Source organism: Streptomyces sp. Ru73 (assembly GCF_002920575.1).
GTDB lineage: Bacteria > Actinomycetota > Actinomycetes > Streptomycetales > Streptomycetaceae > Streptomyces.
Map to the genome: position 1 here is coordinate 1 of NZ_PQSQ01000014.1, position 21,020 is coordinate 21,020.

Consider the following 21,020-nt stretch of genomic DNA (forward strand, 5'->3'; position numbering starts at 1 on the left):
TGGGCCGGGAATCGCATTTCCCGGCCCACCATTTTCCGTCACCGGACCGCCCGTATGCACTTGCGGCCGAGGGGGTATCGACCCACACAGCGTCCGCGGGTAAACTCCCCCGCAGCGCCGCCGGTAATTCCGTCGGCGCGCCGAGGGCCTTTGCAGCCCGAGACGAAAGAATTGTTGCAGGGAGGTGACGTGTTGATGAAGCCGCGGCAGAAGCCTGCCCAGCGCCGGGCCCAGTGCCTGACGGAGCGGCGCCACGTCGACCTCGTCAGGGTCTCCAGCGCCCTGTGTCGCCGCTCGGCCTGAGCGCCTTCCCCCCGCCACGGACGTCCACCGGTCCGGTAATTCCGCGTACGCGCGGGTCTCGTACGCGCGGGTCTCGTACGCGCGGGTCTCGTACGCGTACGTCTCGACCGGATGACGACTCATTCCGCCCGCATCCCGGGCGTGTCATTTCCCGCTGCCCGCGCGCATTTCGCGTGCCGGAAATCCTGCGGCGATTTCGCCTGCCCGGACGGGAAATTCCCGCGAATCCTCGCCCACTCCTCTCTCGATTCCCCCCTGCCCTTTTCCACCCTCCGGAGTTCTTCCATGTCCGCAACCGATCACGTTCCGCAGCCCGCCGGCGGCCCGGCGCGGTTCGCCTACTGGGTGCCCAACGTCAGCGGCGGCCTGGTCACCAGCACCATCGAGCAGCGCACCGACTGGGGCTACGAGTACAACCGCAAGCTCGCCCGGCTCGCCGAGGACAACGGCTTCGAGTACGCGCTCAGCCAGGTCCGCTACATGGCCAGCTACGGCGCCGAGAACCAGCACGAGTCCACCTCGTTCAGCCTGGCGCTGCTGCTCGCCACCGAGCGCCTGAAGGTCATCGCCGCGGTGCACCCGGGGCTGTGGCACCCCGGCGTGCTCGCCAAGTTCGGGGCCACCGCCGACCACCTCTCCGGCGGCCGGTTCGCCGTCAACGTCGTCAGCGGCTGGTTCAAGCAGGAGTTCACCGCGCTCGGCGAGCCCTGGCTGGAGCACGACGAGCGGTACCGGCGCGCGGAGGAGTTCATCCGGGCCCTCCGTGCGGTGTGGACCGAGGACCACGCCGAACTGGCCGGGGACTTCTACCGGATCCGGGACTTCTCGCTGAAGCCGAAGCCGCTGAACAGCCCGGACCGCCCGCACCCGGAGATCTTCCAGGGCGGCAACTCCACCGCGGCCCGTGCCATGGCCGGCCGGGTCTCCGACTGGTACTTCAGCAACGGCAAGGACTTCGACGGGGTCACCGAGCAGCTCACCGACGTCCGTGCGGCCGCCGCGGCCGCCGGCCGTACGGCCCCGAAATTCGGCCTGAACGGCTTCCTGATCGCCCGGGACACCGAGAAGGAGGCCCGGGAGGTCCTGCGCGAGATCGTCGCCAAGGCGGACAGTGAGGCGGTTCGCGGCTTCGGCCGGGCGGTCCAGCAGGCGGGCAGCTCCACCGCCGACGGCAAGGGCATGTGGCAGGACTCCTCGTTCGAGGACCTCGTCCAGTACAACGACGGGTTCCGTACGGGGCTGATCGGCACCCCGGAGCAGATCGCCGAGCGCATCGTGGCCTACAAGCGGCTCGGCGTCGACCTCTTCCTGCTCGGCTTCCTGCACTACCTGGAGGAGGTCGAGTACTTCGGCGAGCGGGTGCTGCCGCTCGTGCGCGAACTGGAAGCCCAGGACGAGAACCTCACCGAAGGAGCACTGGTATGAGCACCGCCGCACACACCGACTGGCAGCACCGCCCCGCCCCGGCCACCCCCGGGGCGTGGATCGACCGTGCCGCCGAGGTCGCCGCCGTCCTCGCGACGGACGCCGCGGCCCGGGACCGGGCCGGCGCCACCCCGTACGACGAGGTCCAGCTGCTCAAGGACTCCGGGCTGGTCACCCTGCTGGGTCCCGTGGAGCACGGCGGGGGCGGCCAGGACTGGCCGACCGCGTACCGGGTGATCCGCGAGGTCGCCAAGGCCGACGGCTCGATCGGCCAGCTGCTCGGCTACCACTACCTGTGGAACTGGGCCGCCCGGCTGGTCGGCACCCGGGAGCAGTGGGAGCACGTGGAGGCGGAGGCAGCGCGCCACCGCTGGTTCTTCGGGGGCGCCGTCAACCCCCGCGACAACGACGTCGTCGTACGGGACGAGGGTGAGACGCTCACCTTCACCGGCCGCAAGTCCTTCTCCACGGGCAGCAAGGTCTCCGACGTCACCGTGCTGGAGGGCGTCCTGGAGGGCAGCGTCGGACCGGACAACCCGGAGGGCGACCATGTCTTCGCCATCGTGCCGTCCGACAGCGCGGGCCTCACCTTCCACGACGACTGGGACAACATCGGGCAGCGGCTCACCGAGAGCGGCAGCGTGACGATCGACGAGGTGCGCGTCCCGTGGAGCGCCGCGGCCGGTTACGTCGACAAGTCGTTCCAGCGACGTGTCTACAACACGCTCAACGTGCCCACCATTCAGCTGGTGTTCGCGCACTTCTACCTGGGGATCGCGGCCGGCGCCCTGGAGACGGCGCGGACCTACACCCGTACCAAGTCGCGCTCGTGGCTGCACGGCGGGCACGAGCGGGCCGTCGACGAGCCGTACGTGATCGACACCTACGGCGACCTGACGGCGAAGCTGTGGGCGGCCGAGGCGCTGGCCGACCGGGTGGCCGAGGAGGGCTGGGAGCTGCATCAGGACCCCGACGCGGTGACCGAGCAGGCCCGCGGCGAGCACGAGGTGCGGGTCGCAGCCGTCAAGGCACGGGCCACGGACGTGGCCCTGGAGACGGCGAACCGGATCTTCGAGGTCACCGGTGCCCGGTCCACCGCCACCGCCGAGGGCCTGGACCGCTTCTGGCGCAACATCCGTACCCACACCCTGCACGACCCCGTCGCCTACAAGCGCCGCGAGGTCGGCCGCTTCGTGCTCACGGGTGAGCTGCCGCAGCCCACCTGGTACTCGTAGGACCGCCCGCCCCTCGTAGTGCGGAGGCGCGGGCCCCCTCAGGCACACGGGCCCGCGCCTCCGTAGGGCCGCGTTCCCGCGGCATCCGTAGCACCGCGTCCGCGCGCCCCCCGTCACCACGCACCGTCTCCGTTGGCGCGACCACAGATCCGCACGACACACAGACCCGCACGACCACACACCCCGAGGTGAAGTTCCATGGCCACCGTGCTGTCCCTCTCCGGCAGCCCCTCCCCCACCTCCCGTACGGCGCGCCTGCTGCGCCACCTGGACGCCGCGCTCGTCGCCCAGGGACACGAAGTGATCCCGCTGGACGTACGGACGCTGCCCGCCGAGGCCCTGCTGGGCGCGGACTTCGCCCACCCGGCGATCGTCCGGGCGACCCGCCTCGTCGAGCAGGCCGACGGCATCGTCATCGGCACGCCCGTCTACAAGGCGGCCTACTCCGGCCTCCTGAAGTCCTTCCTCGACCTGCTGCCCCAGTACGCGCTGGCCGGGAAAACCGTGCTGCCGCTGGCCACGGGAGGCTCCACCGCGCACGTCCTGGCCATCGACTACGCGCTGCGGCCCGTGCTGTCCTCGATGGGCGCCGCGCACATCGTGCAGGGCTGGTTCGTCCTCGACCGTGACATCACCGCGCAGGACGGCGGCGGGGTCCACGTGGCACCGCAGACGCGTGAGGCGCTGGACGGCGTGCTCGGCCAGTTCGCGGCCGCGCTGGACCGCGCGCCCCTGCGGGTGGCGGCATGACCGCCACCGCGCACGTGATCGGCGGCGACGCCGAGGCGCTGGCGGTCGCGGCCGAGCTGGCGGCGGAGTTCCGCACCGGCGCGGCCGGCCGGGACGCCCAGCGCCGGCTGCCGCGCGCCGAGCTGGACCGGCTCTCCGACAGCGGGCTGCTCGGCATCACCGTGCCGCGCGAGCACGGCGGCGCGGACGTCACGGCCGAGACGCTCGCCGGGGTCTTCCGGCTGCTGGCCGGCGCGGACGCGAGTCTGGCGCAGATCCCGCAGAGCCACTTCGTGTACGTGGCGGTGCTGCGCCGCCAGGGCGACGCCGAGCAGCGGAAGTTCTTCTTCCAGGAGGTGCTGGCCGGGCGGCGGCTGGGCAACGCGCAGTCGGAGGCGGGCACCAAGCACGTCCAGGACATCCGCACCCGGCTCGTCCCCCAGCCGGACGGCTCGTACGTCCTGGAGGGCACCAAGCACTACTCCACGGGCGCCCTGTTCGCCGACTGGATCCCGGTCCTGGCCCGCGGTGCGGACGAGGAGCTGCACGTCGCCTACGTGCCGCGGGAAGCGCCCGGGGTGACGGTCGTGGACGACTGGGACGGCATGGGCCAGCGCACCACCGCCAGCGGCACGGTGCGCCTGGAGTCCGTACAGGTGCCGCGCAACCGTGTGGTGCCGCACCACCTCACCTTCCGGGGCCCGCAGCTGCACGGCGCGCTCGCGCAGCTGCTGCACGCGGCGATCGACACGGGGATCGCCGAGGGGGCGCTCTCCGAGGCGGCGGAGTTCGTGCGGGCCAAGAGCCGGCCGTGGTTCGAGAGCGGGCTGGAGCAGGCCGCCGAAGACCCGCTGCTCATCCAGCAGTTCGGTGAGCTGGCGCTGGCCGTACGGGCCGCGGGCGCGCTGCTCTCCGAGGCGGCGCGTGCGGTCGACGCGGCGGCCGGTGGCCTCACCGACGACAGCGCGGCCGCGGCGTCCATCGCGGTGGCCGCCGCGAAGGTGCAGGCGGCGCGCGCCGCCGTGGAGACCGGCAGCGCGCTCTTCGAAGTGGCCGGCACCCGCGCGGCCCTGGACGGGCTGAACCTGCACCGGCACTGGCGCGACGCGCGTACGCACACGCTGCACGACCCGGTGCGCTGGAAGGTGCAGCACATCGGCCGGTACGTGCTGAACGGCACCCGGCCGCCCCGGCACGGCCTCCTCTGAACGGCGGGCGCACATCCGGTGAAGAGCCGGATGTGGTCGCAATCGGGAGGCGGGCGTGCTTCGCTGGCGGCATGGTGCCGTACGAGGAAGACGTGCCGCTTTCCGAAGCGCGTTCCGCAGCGGACGTGCCGTACTACGAAGACGTGACGCCGGGGAGCGGCTGCCTGCCGCCCGCCGCCCGGCTCCCCCGGTCGGACGCCCGGCGGCTGTCGCTGGACGGGACCTGGCGGTTCCGCCTGTCGCCGGCCGCGACCACCGAGGACGAGGACTTCGCCCGCCCCGAGTACGACGACTCGGCGTGGGCCGCACTGACCGTACCGGGGCACTGGGTCCTCCAGGGACACGGCGCCCCGGCCTACACGAATACCGCCTATCCCTTCCCCGTGGACCCGCCCCGGGTGCCGGACGAGAACCCCACCGGCGACCACCGGTACGCGTTCGACCTCCCGGCGGACTGGCCGGCGGGCTCCGCCGTGCTGCACTTCGGGGGCGTCGAGTCCTGCGCCCGGGTGTGGCTGAACGGCGCGGAGCTGGGCCACTTCAAGGGCAGCAGGCTGCCGCACGAGTTCGAGGCGGGGGCGCTGCTGCGCCCCGGGCGCAACGTCCTGGCCGTCCGCGTCCACCAGTGGTCCTCCGGCACGTACCTGGAGGATCAGGACCAGTGGTGGCTGCCGGGCGTCTTCCGTACGGTGGAGCTGCGGCACCGTCCCGAAGGCGCGGTGCTGGACCACTTCGTGCACGCCGGGTACGACCACCGCACCGGCAACGGCACCCTCCGGGTGGACTGCGCTCCGGCGGGCCGGGTGACCGTGCCGGAGCTGGGCCTGGACCTGGCGACCGGGGAGAGCGCGACGGTGCCGGCCGAGCCGTGGACGGCGGAGACGCCGAGGCTGTACGACGCGGAACTGGTCACCCCCGGGGAGCGCGTGCCGCTGCGCATCGGGTTCCGCACGGTGTGCGTCGAGGACGGGCTGCTGAAGGTCAACGGGCGGCCGCTGCTGCTGCGCGGTGTGAACCGGCACGAGTTCGACCCGGCGCACGGGCGCGCGGTGGGAGCGGACGTGATGCGGCGCGACCTGCTGCTGATGAAGCAGCACAACGTCAACGCCGTGCGCACCAGCCACTACCCGCCCGACCCGGCCTTCCTGGACCTCTGCGACGAGCTGGGGCTGTGGGTGGTCGACGAGTGCGACCTGGAGACGCACGGCTTCGCGCAGCAGGGCTGGCGGGGCAATCCCGTGGACGACGAGCGCTGGACGCCGGCGCTGCTGGACCGGGCGCGGCGGATGGTGGAGCGCGACAAGAACCATCCGTCGGTCATCCTGTGGTCCCTCGGCAACGAGTGCGGCACCGGGCGCGGGCTGACCGCGATGGCCGCGTGGATGCGGGAGCGCGACCCGTCCCGGCCGCTGCACTACGAAGGCGACCCCAGCTGTGCCGACACCGACGTGTACTCCCGGATGTACGCCGATCACGCCGAGGTGGAACGGATCGGGCGGCGTACGGAGGAGCCGCTGCCGGACGCCGCTCTGGATGCCCGGCGGCGCGGCCTGCCCTTCGTGCTGTGCGAGTACGCGCACGCCATGGGCAACGGGCCCGGCGGGCTGAGTGACTACCAGCGGCTCTTCGAGACGTACGAGCGCTGCCAGGGCGGCTTCGTGTGGGAGTGGATCGACCACGGCCTGCGGCGGCGGACCGCGGACGGCGTCCCGTACCACGCGTACGGCGGGGACTTCGGCGAGGAGCTGCACGACGGCAACTTCGTGTGTGACGGGCTCGTGTTCCCGGAGCGCACGCCCTCCCCCGGGCTGATCGAGTACAAGAAGGTCATCGAGCCGGTGCGCATCGAGGGGGCCGGCCCCGAGTCCGCCCCCGGAGCGGTGCGCGTCACCAACCTGCAGGACTTCGCCGACCTCTCGGCGCTCGCCTTCCCCTGGTCCTACGAGGTCGAGGGCGTGCCGGTCGCGGAGGGGACGCTCGCGGTGCCGCCCCTGCTGCCCGGTGAGAGCGCCGAGCTGAAGCTGCCGCCGCCTCCTCACGGAGCGCCGGCCGGTGAGGCGCTGTGGACGGTACGGGCCGTGCTGGCCGAGGACTCCGCCTGGGCGGCGGCCGGGCACGAGGTGGCGTGGGGCCAGTGGCCGGCCGCGCCGCGCCCGGAACCGCGTCCGGTCACGCCTGCCGTGCCGCCCCGGCGGGAGGCCGGCCGCACGATCACGCTCGGCCCCGGTGTCTTCGACGCCGCCACCGGCGTCCTGACCGGGCTGGGCGGCCGCCCCGTGACGGGCCCGCGGCTGGACGTCTGGCGGGCGCCCACGGACAACGACGAGGGCGCGCCGTGGCAGCCGGGACAGCGCTGCGGCCCCGAGTGGCGGCGGCTCGGGCTGCACCGGATGCGGCACCGTACGGACGCGGTGGCGGCGGACGGGAACGCGCTGGTCGTCCGCTCCCGGGTGGCGCCGGCCGCCACGTCGTCGGGGCTCGCGGTGGTGCACCGCTGGACCTCGGACGGTACGGTCCTGCGGCTGGAGGTGGCCGTGACGCCGGAGGGCGACTGGCCGGTGCCGCTGCCGCGGCTGGGGCTGCGGATGGCCCTGGACGGCGATCAGAGCGCCGTGGAGTGGTTCGGCGGCGGTCCGGGTGAGGCGTACCCGGACACGTCCGCAGCGGCCCGCGTGGGGCGTTGGAGGCTGTCCGTCGACGAGCTGCAGACCCCGTACGTCCGGCCGCAGGAGAACGGGGCGCGGACCGGGGTGCGGTGGGCCGAGCTGACCCGCGCTGACGGCACGGGGCTGCGCATCGAGGGAGAGCCGGACTTCTTCCTCACGGCGCGGCGGTGGACCACCGAGGAGCTGGACGCCGCCCGGCACACGCCGGACCTGGTGCCCGGCGACCGGGTGTGGGTCAACCTGGACCACGCCCAGCACGGCATCGGCAGCCAGTCGTGCGGCCCCGGCGTCCTGCCCCGGTACCGTCTGGAGGCCGCCCCGGCCACGTTCGCCTTCGCCTTCCGGCCGGTGGGGTGACAGGCTTCTCGGTATGAGCACTGCCAGCACCACCTCCCCCTTCGCAGCCGCCCTGGCCCGCGGCCCCGTCGCCCTCGACGGCGGACTCTCCAACCAGCTGGAGTCGGCCGGGCACGACCTCAGTGACGAGCTGTGGTCGGCCCGGCTGCTCGCCGAACAGCCCGAGGCGATCACCGCGGCGCACCAGGCGTACTACGAGGCGGGCGCGCAGGTCGCGATCACCTCCAGCTACCAGGCCACCTTCGAGGGCTTCGCACGGCGCGGCATCGGCCACGAAGCGGCGGCCGGGCTGCTGCGCCGCAGTGTGGAGCTGGCGCGGGAGGCCGCCCGCCGCGCCACGAAGGGCGGCGTTCCCGGGCCCCTGTACGTGGCGGCCTCCGCGGGCCCGTACGGGGCGATGCTCGCGGACGGCTCGGAGTACCGCGGCCGGTACGGGCTGAGCGTCGACGAGCTGGAGCGGTTCCACCGGCCGCGGCTGGAGGTGCTGGCGTCCGCCGAGCCGGACGTGCTCGCGCTGGAGACGGTGCCGGACGCCGACGAGGGCCGGGCGCTGGTGCGCGCCGTGCGCGGCCTCGGCGTGCCCGCCTGGCTGTCGTACAGCGTCGCTGACGGCCGGACGCGGGCCGGGCAGCCGCTGGAGGACGCGTTCGCACTCGCCGCCGAGGTGCCGGAGATCGTGGCCGTGGGCGTCAACTGCTGCGTGCCGGAGGACGCGGACGCTGCGGTGGAGGTGGCGGCCCGGGCGACCGGCAAGCCCGTCGTCGTCTACCCCAACAGCGGTGAGCAGTGGGACGCGCAGGCGCGTGCGTGGCGCGGACGGGCGACGTTCACGACGGAGCGGGTGGCGGCCTGGAGGGCGGGCGGCGCGCGCCTCATCGGTGGCTGCTGCCGCGTGGGGCCCGATGCCGTCTCGGCCCTCGCCGGCCTCCTCGCGCACTGACGCACCCTTGAGGCACCGCGGCCCCGCCCGTACGTGGCGGGGCCGTTCCCGTGCCTGCCGGACCAAGGTCGTTATGCAGACGCAACCCTCACGGCGGAGACACCGGACACGGCCGATGGCAGGATTCAGCGCAACTCGCCGTCAGCAGCCCGCTGTTGATCTTCACACTTCCCTGGAGGACCGGTGTCAGCTCGCTCGTCGCTGCCTGTCATAGCCGTCGTCGCGGCCGTCGCCCTGGCGACCGGCTGCACCAGCACGAAGTCCGAGGGGAAGCAGGGAGCCGGGTTGCAGCTGGTGTCCAAGGGGACGCTGAAGACCTGCACCCACCTGCCGTACGCGCCCTTCCAGGTGAAGAAGGGCGAGAAGATCGTCGGATTCGATGTGGATCTGGTCGACCTGGTGGCCAAGGACATGAAGGTCAAGCAGGAGATCGTCAACACGCCCTTCGAGGGCATCGAGACCGGCCAGGACTTCAACATTCGCAAGTGCGACCTGGCCGCGGCGGGCATGACGATCACTCCCGAGCGCAAGAAGGTCATGGACTTCTCGGACCCGTACTTCAACGCCACCCAGGCGCTGATCACCAAGAAGGGCGCGCCCTACAAGAAGATCTCCGACCTCAAGGGCAAGAAGCTCGGCTACCAGAAGGCCACCACCGGCGGCATCTACGCCAAGAAGCACGCGGGCAAGGACGTCGACCTCGTGGAGTACGAGGACCTCGGGCTGCTGCTCACCGCGGTGAAGACCGGCAAGGTGGACGCCGGCATCAACGACAACGGGGTGCTGTTCGACTACGTGAAGTCCAACCCCGACACCCAGGTCACCGCGGAGTTCGACACGGGCGAGCACTACGGGATCGGCGTGCGCAAGGGCAATGAGGCGCTGCTCGAGAAGATCAACGCCTCCCTGAAGAAGGCCCGGTCGGACGGCAGTTACGACCGGATCTACAAGAAGTGGTTCGGCACCACTCCGCAGAGCTGATCCGCGCCGCCCGTCCCGAGGAGCTCTACAGGCATGTCCCTGTCCAAACGGCAGCGGACCCGCGCGGTCCGCGGGTCGCAGTACGCACTCCTGGTCCTCGCAGTGGCCGTCCTCGCGGTGGTCGCCGACTGGGGACAGCTGCGCCGGGCCTTCTTCGACGTCAGCATCGTCCGGGACCTGTTCCCCGACATCCTCACCACCGCACTGGTCAACACCGTTCTCTACACCCTGCTCGGCTTCGGGTTCGGGCTGGTGCTCGGGCTGATCCTGGCGCTCATGCGGCTCTCCTCCGTGCCGCCGTACCGCTGGATCGCCGTCACGTACATCGAGTTCTTCCGCGGTGTGCCCGCCCTTCTGGTCTTCATCGCGCTGGGCTTCGGTGTGCCGCTCGCCTTCGAAGTGGCGCTGGACCAGTACGTCACCGTCATGCTGTCCCTCGGACTGGTCGGCGCCGCCTACATGGCGGAGACCATCAGGGCGGGCATCCGCGCGGTGCCCAAGGGGCAGACGGAGGCGGCCCGCTCGCTCGGCATGTCGCACGGCCGGGCCATGGTCTCCATCGTCATCCCGCAGGCGTTCCGCATCGTCCTGCCGCCGCTCACCAACGAGCTGATCCTGCTCACCAAGGACTCCTCGCTGGTGTACCTCCTGGGGCTTTCGATCGGCCAGTACGAGCTGGCCAACTTCGGCCGGGACGCGCTCAACCAGTACAAGAGCCTCACGCCCATCCTGGTGGCGGGGCTGCTCTACCTCGTGATCACCCTCCCGCTCGGCCATCTGGTGCGGCGGCTGGAGGCCCGTACGGCGAAGGCCAGGTGACCGGCATGACGACCGACAGCACCACCGCGGGCGAGGCGCCGGCGGGCGCGACCGCCATCGAGGTGTCCGCGCTGCACAAGTCCTTCGGCGACCTCGAAGTGCTCAAGGGCATCGACTTCACGGTGCGGCGCGGCGAGGTGGTGTGCGTCATCGGGCCCTCGGGGTCGGGCAAGTCGACACTCCTGCGCTGCGTAAACCTGCTGGAGGAGCCCACCTCGGGCCGGGTCACGGTGGCCGGTACCGAGGTCACCGACCCGGATGTGGACATCGACCGGGTACGGCGCCGGATCGGGATGGTCTTCCAGTCCTTCAACCTCTTCCCGCACCTGACCGCGCTGGAGAACCTCACGATCGCGCAGCGCCGGGTGCTGCGCCGCGAGAAGTCCGAGGCGGAGCGGATCGCGCGGGCCAACCTGGCGCGCGTCGGGCTGAGCGACAAGGAGCGCTCCTACCCTGCGCAGCTCTCCGGGGGCCAGCAGCAGCGGGTGGCGATCGCCCGCGCGCTCTCGATGGACCCGGAGCTGATGCTCTTCGACGAGCCGACCTCCGCGCTCGACCCGGAGCTGGTCGGTGACGTGCTCGCCGTCATGCGGTCGCTCGCCGACGAGGGCATGACCATGCTCGTCGTCACCCATGAGATGAGCTTCGCGCGGGAGGTCGCCGACCGGGTGGTCTTCATGGACGGCGGGGTGATCGTCGAGCAGGGGCCGCCCGACCGGGTGGTGGGCTCCCCACAGCACGAGCGGACCCGTACCTTCCTGGCCCGGGTGCTGGATCCGGCGGCGGCCGAGGTCGGCGAGGTGGCCGACAGCGGCCCGGAGGGCAAGCGCGTGGGCCAGTGAGCCACGTGGGCGCCCGGAGGCGGGCAGCCGGCCGGTGAGCGGTGCGGGCGGGTGGTGTGCGCGGACGCTCGCCGCCCGCCCCGTGGTCGCACCGGCCGCTCACGGGGCATGGTGTCCGGTGATCGGATTTCCCCGAGCCTCAGGAGCCCGCCGGTGTTCGTCGACATGCCCCTCGAAGACCTGCGTACCTACCGTCCCGAACGGCCCGAGCCGGCCGGTTTTGACGCCTTCTGGCAGCGCACCCTCAAGGAGACGCGCGCCTTCCCCCTCGATGCGCGGTTCACCGCCGTCGATATGGGCCTGGACCTGTTCGACACCTACGACCTGGAGTTCTCCGGGTTCGGCGGACACCGCATCCGCGGCTGGTTCCTCGCGCCGCGCGGTGCGGGCCGGCCGCTCCCGTGTGTCGTGCGCTATCTGGGCTACGGGGGCGGGCGCAGCCTGCCGCACGACTGGCTGCTGTGGCCGGCGGCCGGGTACGCCACCCTCGTGATGGACCCGCGCGGCCAGACGGGCCCCAACCGGCCCGGTGACACGCCCGATCCGGTGGGCTCCGCCAATCCGTCCGTCGGCGGGATGATGACGCGCGGGGTGCTCGACCCCGACGAGTACTACTTCCGGCGGCTGTACGCGGACGCCGTACGGGCCGTGGAGGCGGCGCGCGAGCACGCGGCGGTGGACCCGGACCGGATCGTCGTGGAGGGCAACAGCCAGGGCGGCGCACAGGCGCTGGCCGTGGCGGGGCTGGTGCAGGGGCTCGCGGCCGCGCTCGTGCGGGTGCCGTTCATGGCCCACATCCGGCGCGCCGTGGAGGTCGCCGAGGACGGCCCGTACACCGAACTGGCCGCGTACTTCGCCGGGGAGCGGCTGCACATCGACACCGCGCTGGACACGCTGGACCACTTCGACGGGCTGAACTTCGCCGCGCGCGCGACGGTTCCCGCGCTCTTCGGGACGGGCCTGGCGGACACCATCACGCCGGCGTCCACCGGCTTCGCCGCGTACCACCACTACGCGGGCCCGAAGGACCTCCGGGTGTGGCGCTTCAACGGGCACGAGGGCGGCGGGGTGCACCATCAGGCGGACGAGGTCGTGTTCGTGCGGGAGCTGTTCGCATGAGGCCGCGCGCGCAGGCCCAGGAGGCGACGGGTGCGCGGCACCTGAAGGAGGAGCGGCGATGAGCGCGTGGGGAGCGGGACCGCTGGTGGTCGGCGTGGACAGTTCCACGCAGTCCACCAAGGTGCTGGTCGTGGACGCGGCGACGGGCGAGGTGGCGGCGCGCGGCCAGGCGCCGCACACCGTCACCGCCGGCCCCGGCAAGGAGAGCGACCCCGAGGAGTGGTGGGCGGCGCTCGGCCGGGCGCTGGCGGAGTGCGGTGACGCGGCGCGGCAGGCGTCGGCGGTCTCCGTGGCGGGCCAGCAGCACGGGCTGGTCACCCTGGACGCCGCGGGGCGCCCGGTGCGGCCCGCGCTGCTGTGGAACGACGTACGGCCGGCGCCGCAGAGCCGCCGCCTCATCGAGGAACTGGGCGGCCCCGAGGCGTGGGCGGCGCGGGCGGGCAGCCTGCCGGGCCCGTCGTTCACGGTGGCCAAGTGGGCCTGGCTGCGGGCCGAGGAGCCGGCGGCGGCGCGGGCCACGGCCGCGGTGCGGCTGCCGCACGACTACCTCACCGAGCGGCTGACCGGCGAGGCCGTGACCGACCGCGGTGACGCCTCGGGCACCGGCTGGTGGTCCTCGGCCGACGAGACCTACGACGCGGAGGTCCTCGGCCATGTGGGGCTGCGCACCGAGATGCTGCCCCGGGTGGCGCGCCCCGGTGAGGCGGCCGGAACCGTACGGCCCGACGCGCTGCCGCTGCCGCGCGGCGCCCTCGTGGCCGCCGGTACGGGCGACAACATGGCGGCGGCGCTGGGCCTCGGGCTGCGCCCCGGGCATCCGGTGCTCAGCCTCGGCACCTCGGGGACGGTGTACGCGGTGACCGGCCGGCGCCCGGCCGATCCGACCGGCACGGTTGCCGGCTTCGCGGACGCGCGCGGCGACTGGCTGCCGCTGGCCTGCACGCTGAACTGCACGCTCGCGGTGGACCGGACGGCGGCGCTGCTGGGCCGGGACCGGGAGGCGGTGGAGCCGGGCGGCTCGGTGGTGCTGCTGCCGTTCCTGGACGGCGAGCGCACCCCGAACCTGCCGCAGGCCACGGGGCTGCTCCACGGACTGCGGCACGACACCACGGGCGGGCAGGTGCTGCAGGCGGCGTACGACGGCGCGGTGTTCGCGCTGCTGCGGGCGCTGGACTTGGTGGCGGGGCCGGAAACGGCCGCGGACGAGGCGCTGTTGCTGATCGGCGGCGGGGCGCGCGGGCGGGCCTGGCGGGACACCGTACGGCGGCTGTCGGGCCGGCCCGTGGTGGTGCCCGCCGAGGGCGAGCTGGTGGCGCTGGGCGCGGCGGCCCAGGCGGCGGGGCTGCTGCTGGGCGAGGATCCGGCGGCGGTGGCGCGGCGCTGGGAGACGGACCGGGGCGAGCGGTACGAGGCCGTGGAGCCCGACACGGCGGCGTGGGAACGGCTGTCGGGCACGCTGACGGCGGCGGGCCCGCTCCTCGGGGCCTGACGACGGCGGGACACGAAGGCACGGCGCACGGGGCCGCCTCCGGCGCGGCAGGCCGCGGCGCCCCGCGCGCGTGCCGTCGTACGCCCCGCGCGCCATTCCGACCGGTTCCGGCCCGCGCGCGCCCGAAGAGACAGCTATTCCTGCGAGCCTGTCCACCCAATTCCTATTTCATGCCACTCATTTGAGGGATTGTGCAGATAAAATCAAAGCTACTACCTTCTCTGTTCGGCGATAGACCGATTTCAACTTCTTCCAGAGATGGGTGGGGCAGCTGTGACGGTTCCGGAAGAAACACTCTCCGACACCGGGGGCGAAAGCCAAAATTCGGGCCCGACCAGTCTGGCCACTACCGCAGCGCGCAATCTCGCGACCACCACCAAGACCGTACCGCAGATGCAGAACATCAGCTCTCGCTGGCTGCTGCGCCTGCTGCCCTGGGTGGAGGTCTCCGGTGGCACGTACCGTGTCAACCGCCGCTTGACCTATGCCGTCGGGGACGGACACATCGACTTCGCCGCGGACGGCGGTGAGTTGCGCGTCATCCCGGACGAGCTGCGCGAGTTGCCCGCGCTGCGCAATTACACCGACAGTGAGGTACTCACGGCGCTCGCCGACCGGTTCGAGCGCCGGCAGTACGCGGCGGGCGACGTGATCGCCGAGGCGGGCGGCCCGGCCGACCGCGTCGTGCTCGTCGCGCACGGCAGGGTGGACCGGATCGGCACCGGCAAGTACGGCGACGAGACCGTGCTCGGCGCGCTGGCCGGCGGCGACCACCTCGGCGACCGGCCCTTCACCGACCCGGACGCCACCTGGGAGTTCACCTACCGGGCCGTGACCCGGGTGACCGTGCTGTCCCTGCCGAGCAGCGCGCTCGCCGAGGTCCGGGACCGCGCGGAGGGCCTGCGGGAGCACCTCGAAGCGGTGCGCTCCGGCGCCCCGACGCCGCACAACGAGAGCGGCGAGGCGGCCATAAAGATCGCTTCGGGGCACAGCGGTGAGCCCGTCCTCGACAGCACGTTCGTGGACTACGAGCTCAAGCCCCGGGAGTACGAGCTGAGCGTGGCGCAGACCGTGCTGCGCACGCACACCCGGGTCGGGGACCTGTACAGCGACCCGATGAACCAGGTCGAGGAGCAGCTGCGGCTGACCATCGAGGCCCTGCGGGAGCGGCAGGAGCACGAGATGGTCAACAACCGCGACTTCGGCCTGCTGCACAACGCCGACCCGCGCCAGCGGATCCCCACCCGCAGCGGCCCGCCCACCCCCGACGACATGGATGAACTCCTCGCCACCGTGTGGAAGGAGCCGACCTTCGTGATGGCGCACCCGAAGGCCATCGCGGCGTTCGGGCGGGAGTGCAGCAAGCGGGGCCTGTATCCGACGGCCGTGGACTTCATGGGCCACTCCCTGCCGTCGTGGCGCGGCGTGCCGATCTTCCCCTGCGGCAAGATCCCGGTGGCCGCCGACGGCACCAGCTCGATCATGGTCATGCGTACCGGCGAGGAGCGCCAGGGCGTCGTCGGACTGCACCAGACCGGAATTCCCGATGAATACCAACCGAGCCTGTCCGTCCGTTTCATGGGCATCGACGACAAGGCCGTTCTGAACTACCTCGTGAGTGCTTACTACTCCGCGGCCGTCCTGGTCCCGGACGCACTCGGAATTCTCGACGACGTGGCAATCGGTCACTGAGGCGGGTAATTCCAGCCAGCACGGCACACATTTCAGCCGCTGCACGGCGCACCACCGGGGGACGGTACCCCGCCACAATGCCGCCCGCGCCGCCGGGCGGGGCTTCGGCCGCACGTAACACACCGGCACAGGAATAGGTGAGCATCTCCATGACCACTTCGCTCGACCCGACATCCGGCCTCGACGACTCCGCGAACGAACAGGCCCGGTCGAGCCTCGCCACGGCGGCGGCCCGGAATCTGGCCACCACGACCAAGACCGTGCCGCAGATGCAGGGGATCTCCTCCCGCTGGCTGCTGCGCGTACTGCCCTGGACGGAGGTCTCCGGCGGCACGTACCGGGTGAACCGGCGGCTCACCCACACCCTCGGCGACGGCCGGGTGGAGTTCACCAGCACCGGCAGCGAGGTGCGCGTCATCCCCGTGGAGCTGCGGGAGCTGGCGCCGCTGCGCGGCCTGACCGACCAGGCGGCGCTGGAGGCCCTGGCCGGCCGCTTCGAGCAGCGTGACTTCGCCCCGGGCGACGTGCTCATCGAGCGCGGCACGCCGACGGACCAGGTGGTGCTCATCGCGCACGGCAAGCTGGAGCGCGTGGGCCAGGGCAAGTACGGCGACGACACCGTCCTCGGTGTGCTCGCCGACGGCGACCACACGGGCGTCACGGCGCTGCTCTCCGGGGAGGGTACCTGGGAGTACACGGTACGCGCCGTGACCCGGGGCACCGCGCTGGTGCTGCCCCGTGCCGCGTACGAGGAGGTGGCCGGGCGGTCCGAAGCGCTGCGCAGCCACATCGAGCAGTTCCGCGCCGCACTCGTCCCGGCGCAGAACAAGCACGGTGAGGCGGCCATCGAGGTGGCCTCGGGCCATGTCGGCGAGCCGCAGCTGCCGGGTACGTTCGCGGACTACGAGCAGGCGCCGCGGGAGTACGAACTCAGCGTCGCGCAGACCGTGCTGAAGATCCACAGCCGGGTCGCGGACCTCTACAACGACCCGATGAACCAGCTGGACCAGCAGCTGCGGCTGACGGTCGAGGCGCTGCGCGAGCGGCAAGAGCACGAGATGATCAACAACAAGGAGTTCGGCCTGCTGCACAACGCCGACCTCAAGCAGCGCATCCACACCCGCTCGGGGCCGCCCACCCCGGACGACCTGGACGAGCTGATCACCCGCCGCCGGAAGACCCAGGTCCTGCTGGCGCACCCGCGCACCATCGCGGCCATCGGCCGGGAGTGGAACGCCCGCGGCATCTACCCCACGGGCGTGGAGTTCGGCGGCCAGGAGGTACGGGCCTGGCGCGGCATCCCGCTGCTGCCCTGCAACAAGATCCCGGTCAACGCCGACCAGACCAGCTCCATCATCGCCATGCGTCTGGGCGAGGAGAACCAGGGCGTGGTGGGCCTGCACCAGACGGGCCTCCCGGACGAGTACCAGCCCGGCCTGTCGGTGCGCTTCATGGGCATCAACGAGCAGGCGGTCATCAAGTACCTGGTCAGCGCGTACTTCTCGGCGGCCGTGCTGGTGCCGGACGCGCTGGGCATCCTGGAGGACGTCGAGATCGGGCACTGAGAGGCCCGCCGGTCCCTGCCGACGGTGCGGTGTCTCCGCAGGGACCGGTCCCCTCCCCGTACGTGCCTCACCGCCTCCCCCGTTCCCCTGCCCGGTCGCAGGGGGCGGGGGATCGGCGGTTCCCGGCGGGGTGCGGCGGCGTGCGGCGGGACGGTGCCGGTCAGGGTCCGGGCCGCCGCCGGGAAACTTTCCCGCGATTGTTGGTCGAGCCATGGGCGGACCGGGCAGAACCCTGTCAGGAGGCGTGCGGTTCCGCGTGACGGCGGAGCCGCACGTCCCTGACATCGCGCCACGGTCAGCGGGCCGTGGCAGGTACGCGAGCATCCCTCCCCCCATGGCACTCTGGCAGGAGATCGCATGCAGCACGAGAGCCCCCAGCCGTCCCGCCGCAGGCTGCTCACCGGCGCCGTCGCCGCGGCCGCCGCCCTCGTCCCGCTCGGCACCGGCCTGGCGCACGCCGCCCCCCACCGCTCCCGCGGCGCCCTGCGCGCCGCCTACCCCGACGTGCACTGGACGCCGGCAGCCGCCGCCAACTTCACCGCGGCCAACCGGCCCGAGCAGTACGCCATCGACAGGGTGATCATCCACGTCACCCAGGAGACGTACGCGGACACCGTGGAGATCTTCCAGAACCCGAAGAAGGGCGTCTCCGCGCACTACTGCGTGCGCTCGGCCGACGGGTACATCGGCCAGTTCGTCCGCGAGAAGGACGTCGCCTGGCACGCGGGCAACTGGGGCTACAACACCCGCAGCATCGGCATCGAGCACGAGGGCTGGGTGGACCGGCCGCAGTGGTTCACGGACGCGATGTACGAGCAGTCGGCGCTGCTCACGGCCGCGATCTGCACTCGGTACGGCATACCGAGAGACCGTACGCACATCATCGGGCACGTGGAGGTGCCCGGGACCGATCACACGGACCCGGGCCCCTACTGGAACTGGGCGCGCTACATGGACCTGGTGCAGGCCGCCTGAGAGCCGGCGCCCGGCCCCGCGGGCTCACCCCGACGCGCGCAGGAAGCGCTCCAGGCCGGCCAGGTCGTCGGTGTTGAGGTGGTCAACGCCCGCCGCGAGCAGTTCCCGCCACACCGCCTCGCGTGCGGGCCCCGGCGCGTCGGGCGTCGCCCAGAACCGCAGCCGCCGCCCCTCGCCGTGCGCTGCGGCCACGATCCGGTGCAGTTCGGCGCGCTCGGCGGCGGGCATCGGCCCGGTGCCCGCCCAGCGGAACCGCTCGGACCAGTCGGCGGAGACCAGCGGCGCGAACGAGGCGGGCGCCGCGGTACCCAGGTCGGACAGCCGGCCGTCGTAGAAGGCGCGGCGCACCCGTTCCGCCGCCATCGGCGCCCGCGCCCCGCGGTCGCCCGACACCACCGCGGTGACGGCACGCGTGAAGACCCGGCCCGCCGCGCAGACGGTGAGCATCGGCGCGTACGGCCGCAGCCTGCGGGCCAGCTCGCGGTAGGCCGGCGCGCCCGCGGTCTTGAGGTCGACCAGCAGCTGCAGGGACAGCCGGTGGCCCCGGTAGACCGTGCCGCCGTTCGCCCTGACCAGCGACCACAGCGGATCGAGGTACAGCGCTTCCAGGGTGCGCAGCGGATCGAGCTCGGCCTCCTCGTGACCGACCAGCAGCTGCCCGTCCACGAGCCAGACGTCGGCCTCGACGCTGCCGAAGCCGTGGTCCAGCGCGTCGAACAGCGGACGGTCGTGCGCGTAGTCGTTGTGCGCGTGCGCCCGGCGCAGCGGTGCCGGGTCGCGCCCCGGCACCCGGCGCGGCTCTCCGCCACGCGCCGCGGCGGCCGGCGTCGCCACCGCCAGCAGGGCGGCGCATATCGACACCACGGCGCTTCTGCGCGTGAACGGGCCGGTGCCGGTGTACGAACGACTGCGGGCGGACACATTTCTCGGAATGTAGACACTCATGACATCTCCGGGATTCCCGAGACTTCGGTCGGTGGTGTACTTCGTTGGCCCAAAGAACAGTTGGCGTGACAACTGGGGTGATCGTGAAGCAGCGATTCGGTCGTGTTCGCGCGGTACTGACGGTCCTGGTGGCGGCCGGCCTGCTGGCCGGCGGAGGGGTGGCGGGCGGCGGGAGCGCCGCCGCCTCGGGAGACGTACTCCGTACGGGCCGGGCGGCCCCGGCGGCGTCCGGTGTGACGTACCGGCAGTTCTCGGTGGAGGTACCGCGGGGCACGGCGCGCGGTCATCTGCTGACGGTGGACCTGGCGAGACCGGGTGTCTCGGTCGACCTGCTGTACGCGGGAGCGGTCGGGGCCCGGCAGCCGGTGTCCGCGATGGCCGCCGCACAGGGCGCGGTGGCCGGGGTGAACGGTGACTTCTTCAACATAACGGAGACCCAGCACCCGGGCGTCGAGCCGACGGGCGCTTCCGACGGGCCCGCGATCGCCGCGGGGCAGCGGCTGAAGTCGGCGGTGCCGGACGGGCAGCGGTTCGGGCCCGCGCTGCCGCCCGGCACGACCACGGAGGACGTCCTGACGGTGGGCGTGGACCGGCGGGCGCGGCTGGACCGGCTGTCGCTGCGCGGCTCGGTGGTCACGCCGGACGGCCGGCTGCCGCTGCGCGGGCTGAACCTGTACGCGCTGCCCGTGGGCGGCATCGGCGCGTACACCCCGCAGTGGGGCACGACGTCGCGGGTGCGCGCCACGTGCGGCACGGACACCGACCGGGCGGCGCCGTGCAGTACGGACACCGCCGAGGTCACGGTGCGCCGCGGGCGGGTCGAGAGCGTCGCGGACACGCCGGGGCGCGGCGGCGTGCCCGCGGGGACGACCGTGCTGGTCGGCCGCGAGGAAGGGGCGCAGCAGCTGCGGAAGCTGTCGGTGGGCGAGCCGGTGCTGGTCACCGACCGGCTGGTGGGTCAGCGGCCGGTGCCGCCGCGGTTCGCTGTGGGCGGCTTCCCGCTGCTGCGGGACGGCACCCCGCTGCCCGGTCTCGACAGCGTCGCCTCGGCGGTCCGCACCGCCGCCGGCATCGGCGGGGACGGGCATGTGCTGTATCTGCTCGCGCTGGACGGCACGAAGGGGAACGCCGGACTGACGATCAGTGAACTCGCCTGGCTGATGCAGCGGCTCGGCGCGCGGGACGCGCTGAACCTGGACGGCGGCGGCTCCTCGACGCTGGTGCTGCGGGATCCGGAGAGCGGCGCGCCGACGCCGCGCAACCATCCTTCGGGCGGCGCGGAGCGGCCGGTGCCGAACGGGATCGGGGTGTTCGCGCGGTAGTTCCGCCGCCGACGGGCCTGTTGGCGGCTCCGCCACCGGGCCCCCGTGCGGCGGGCCTGTGGGCGGCTTCGCCCTCAGGGCCCGCGTGCGGCGGCCCTGAGGGTGCCCCCTCAGGGCCGTACGCTGCTGACCAGGTCGGCCGCCCCCGAGAGGCCGTTGCTGATGTCCGGTGCGAGGCTGCTGCCGGCCAGGAAGAAGCCGAGGAGCATGCACACGAGGGCGTGCGAGACCTTCAGCTGGCCGCTGCGCAGGAAGACGACGGCGAGCACGACGAGCAGCACGACGACCGAGATCGAAATAGCCATGGCGAACCTCCCTCAGTGGCCCGAACGGGCCATCACCGGCGCCAGTTTGGCGTATTTCGCGGCCTTCACCCGGCTGTCGGGCGTCCGCTGAACGGGTGATCAC

Annotated in this window: 18 protein-coding genes; 16 read left to right on the forward strand and 2 right to left on the reverse strand. The window is 72.7% G+C overall.

The window, feature by feature from the left end; all coding sequences use genetic code 11:
- Positions 1-195 precede the first annotated feature (195 nt).
- The 15 genes from C3486_RS38745 (at position 196) to C3486_RS09160 (ending at position 18,345) form a co-directional block, all read left to right on the forward strand.
- Complete coding sequence (locus C3486_RS38745; protein WP_374936847.1) at positions 196-303, forward strand: putative leader peptide; 108 nt, start codon at positions 196-198, stop codon at positions 301-303.
- Between the two features lie 285 nt (positions 304-588).
- Positions 589-1,728, forward strand: a complete 1,140-nt coding sequence (gene sfnG, locus C3486_RS09095; RefSeq protein ID WP_103832091.1) for a dimethylsulfone monooxygenase SfnG — start codon at positions 589-591, stop codon at positions 1,726-1,728.
- Positions 1,725-2,963 (forward strand): acyl-CoA dehydrogenase family protein, encoded by a 1,239-nt coding sequence (locus C3486_RS09100; protein ID WP_103832092.1) that lies wholly within the window; start codon positions 1,725-1,727, stop codon positions 2,961-2,963. Before sfnG ends, C3486_RS09100 begins: the two co-directional genes overlap by 4 nt.
- Positions 2,964-3,161: 198 nt before the next feature.
- On the forward strand, positions 3,162-3,713 hold the full coding sequence (ssuE, locus tag C3486_RS09105; protein WP_103832093.1) for an NADPH-dependent FMN reductase: 552 nt from the start codon (positions 3,162-3,164) through the stop codon (positions 3,711-3,713).
- Positions 3,710-4,900: an SfnB family sulfur acquisition oxidoreductase gene (locus tag C3486_RS09110; protein ID WP_103832094.1), complete on the forward strand. Its 1,191-nt coding sequence runs from the start codon at positions 3,710-3,712 to the stop codon at positions 4,898-4,900. Before ssuE ends, C3486_RS09110 begins: the two co-directional genes overlap by 4 nt.
- A 92-nt stretch (positions 4,901-4,992) precedes the next feature.
- Complete coding sequence (locus C3486_RS09115) at positions 4,993-7,923, forward strand: glycoside hydrolase family 2 TIM barrel-domain containing protein (RefSeq protein ID WP_258052678.1); 2,931 nt, start codon at positions 4,993-4,995, stop codon at positions 7,921-7,923.
- Between the two features lie 13 nt (positions 7,924-7,936).
- Positions 7,937-8,863, forward strand: a complete 927-nt coding sequence (gene mmuM / locus C3486_RS09120; protein ID WP_103832096.1) for a homocysteine S-methyltransferase — start codon at positions 7,937-7,939, stop codon at positions 8,861-8,863.
- Between the two features lie 183 nt (positions 8,864-9,046).
- Complete coding sequence (locus C3486_RS09125) at positions 9,047-9,844, forward strand: basic amino acid ABC transporter substrate-binding protein (protein WP_181138492.1); 798 nt, start codon at positions 9,047-9,049, stop codon at positions 9,842-9,844.
- A gap of 33 nt (positions 9,845-9,877) precedes the next feature.
- On the forward strand, positions 9,878-10,663 hold the full coding sequence (locus C3486_RS09130; RefSeq protein WP_103832097.1) for an amino acid ABC transporter permease: 786 nt from the start codon (positions 9,878-9,880) through the stop codon (positions 10,661-10,663).
- Between the two features lie 5 nt (positions 10,664-10,668).
- The gene (locus tag C3486_RS09135) at positions 10,669-11,505 is read left to right on the forward strand and encodes an amino acid ABC transporter ATP-binding protein (protein ID WP_103832180.1); all 837 of its coding nucleotides are present in this window, start codon (positions 10,669-10,671) and stop codon (positions 11,503-11,505) included.
- A 153-nt stretch (positions 11,506-11,658) separates the two neighbouring features.
- Complete coding sequence (locus tag C3486_RS09140) at positions 11,659-12,624, forward strand: acetylxylan esterase (RefSeq protein WP_103832098.1); 966 nt, start codon at positions 11,659-11,661, stop codon at positions 12,622-12,624.
- Between the two features lie 58 nt (positions 12,625-12,682).
- Positions 12,683-14,113: a xylulokinase gene (xylB, locus tag C3486_RS09145; RefSeq protein WP_103832099.1), complete on the forward strand. Its 1,431-nt coding sequence runs from the start codon at positions 12,683-12,685 to the stop codon at positions 14,111-14,113.
- A 258-nt stretch (positions 14,114-14,371) separates the two neighbouring features.
- Positions 14,372-15,805: a family 2B encapsulin nanocompartment shell protein gene (locus C3486_RS09150; RefSeq protein WP_103832100.1), complete on the forward strand. Its 1,434-nt coding sequence runs from the start codon at positions 14,372-14,374 to the stop codon at positions 15,803-15,805.
- 149 nt (positions 15,806-15,954) lie between these two features.
- Positions 15,955-17,370 (forward strand): family 2B encapsulin nanocompartment shell protein, encoded by a 1,416-nt coding sequence (locus C3486_RS09155; protein WP_103832181.1) that lies wholly within the window; start codon positions 15,955-15,957, stop codon positions 17,368-17,370.
- A gap of 357 nt (positions 17,371-17,727) precedes the next feature.
- Positions 17,728-18,345, forward strand: coding sequence for an N-acetylmuramoyl-L-alanine amidase (locus C3486_RS09160; RefSeq protein WP_103832101.1), 618 nt, complete (start codon positions 17,728-17,730; stop codon positions 18,343-18,345).
- A gap of 24 nt (positions 18,346-18,369) precedes the next feature.
- Here the strand turns inward: C3486_RS09160 and C3486_RS09165 are convergent, their stop codons facing one another.
- Positions 18,370-19,290, reverse strand: a complete 921-nt coding sequence (locus C3486_RS09165; protein ID WP_103832102.1) for a phosphatidylinositol-specific phospholipase C/glycerophosphodiester phosphodiesterase family protein — start codon at positions 19,288-19,290, stop codon at positions 18,370-18,372.
- Positions 19,291-19,355: 65 nt separating this feature from the next.
- Between C3486_RS09165 and C3486_RS09170 the strand changes: the two genes are divergently transcribed.
- Positions 19,356-20,612, forward strand: coding sequence for a phosphodiester glycosidase family protein (locus tag C3486_RS09170; RefSeq protein WP_258052679.1), 1,257 nt, complete (start codon positions 19,356-19,358; stop codon positions 20,610-20,612).
- Between the two features lie 110 nt (positions 20,613-20,722).
- Here C3486_RS09170 and C3486_RS09175 read toward each other — a convergent pair whose 3' ends face one another.
- Positions 20,723-20,917, reverse strand: coding sequence for a hypothetical protein (locus C3486_RS09175; protein WP_103832104.1), 195 nt, complete (start codon positions 20,915-20,917; stop codon positions 20,723-20,725).
- Positions 20,918-21,020 lie beyond the last annotated feature (103 nt).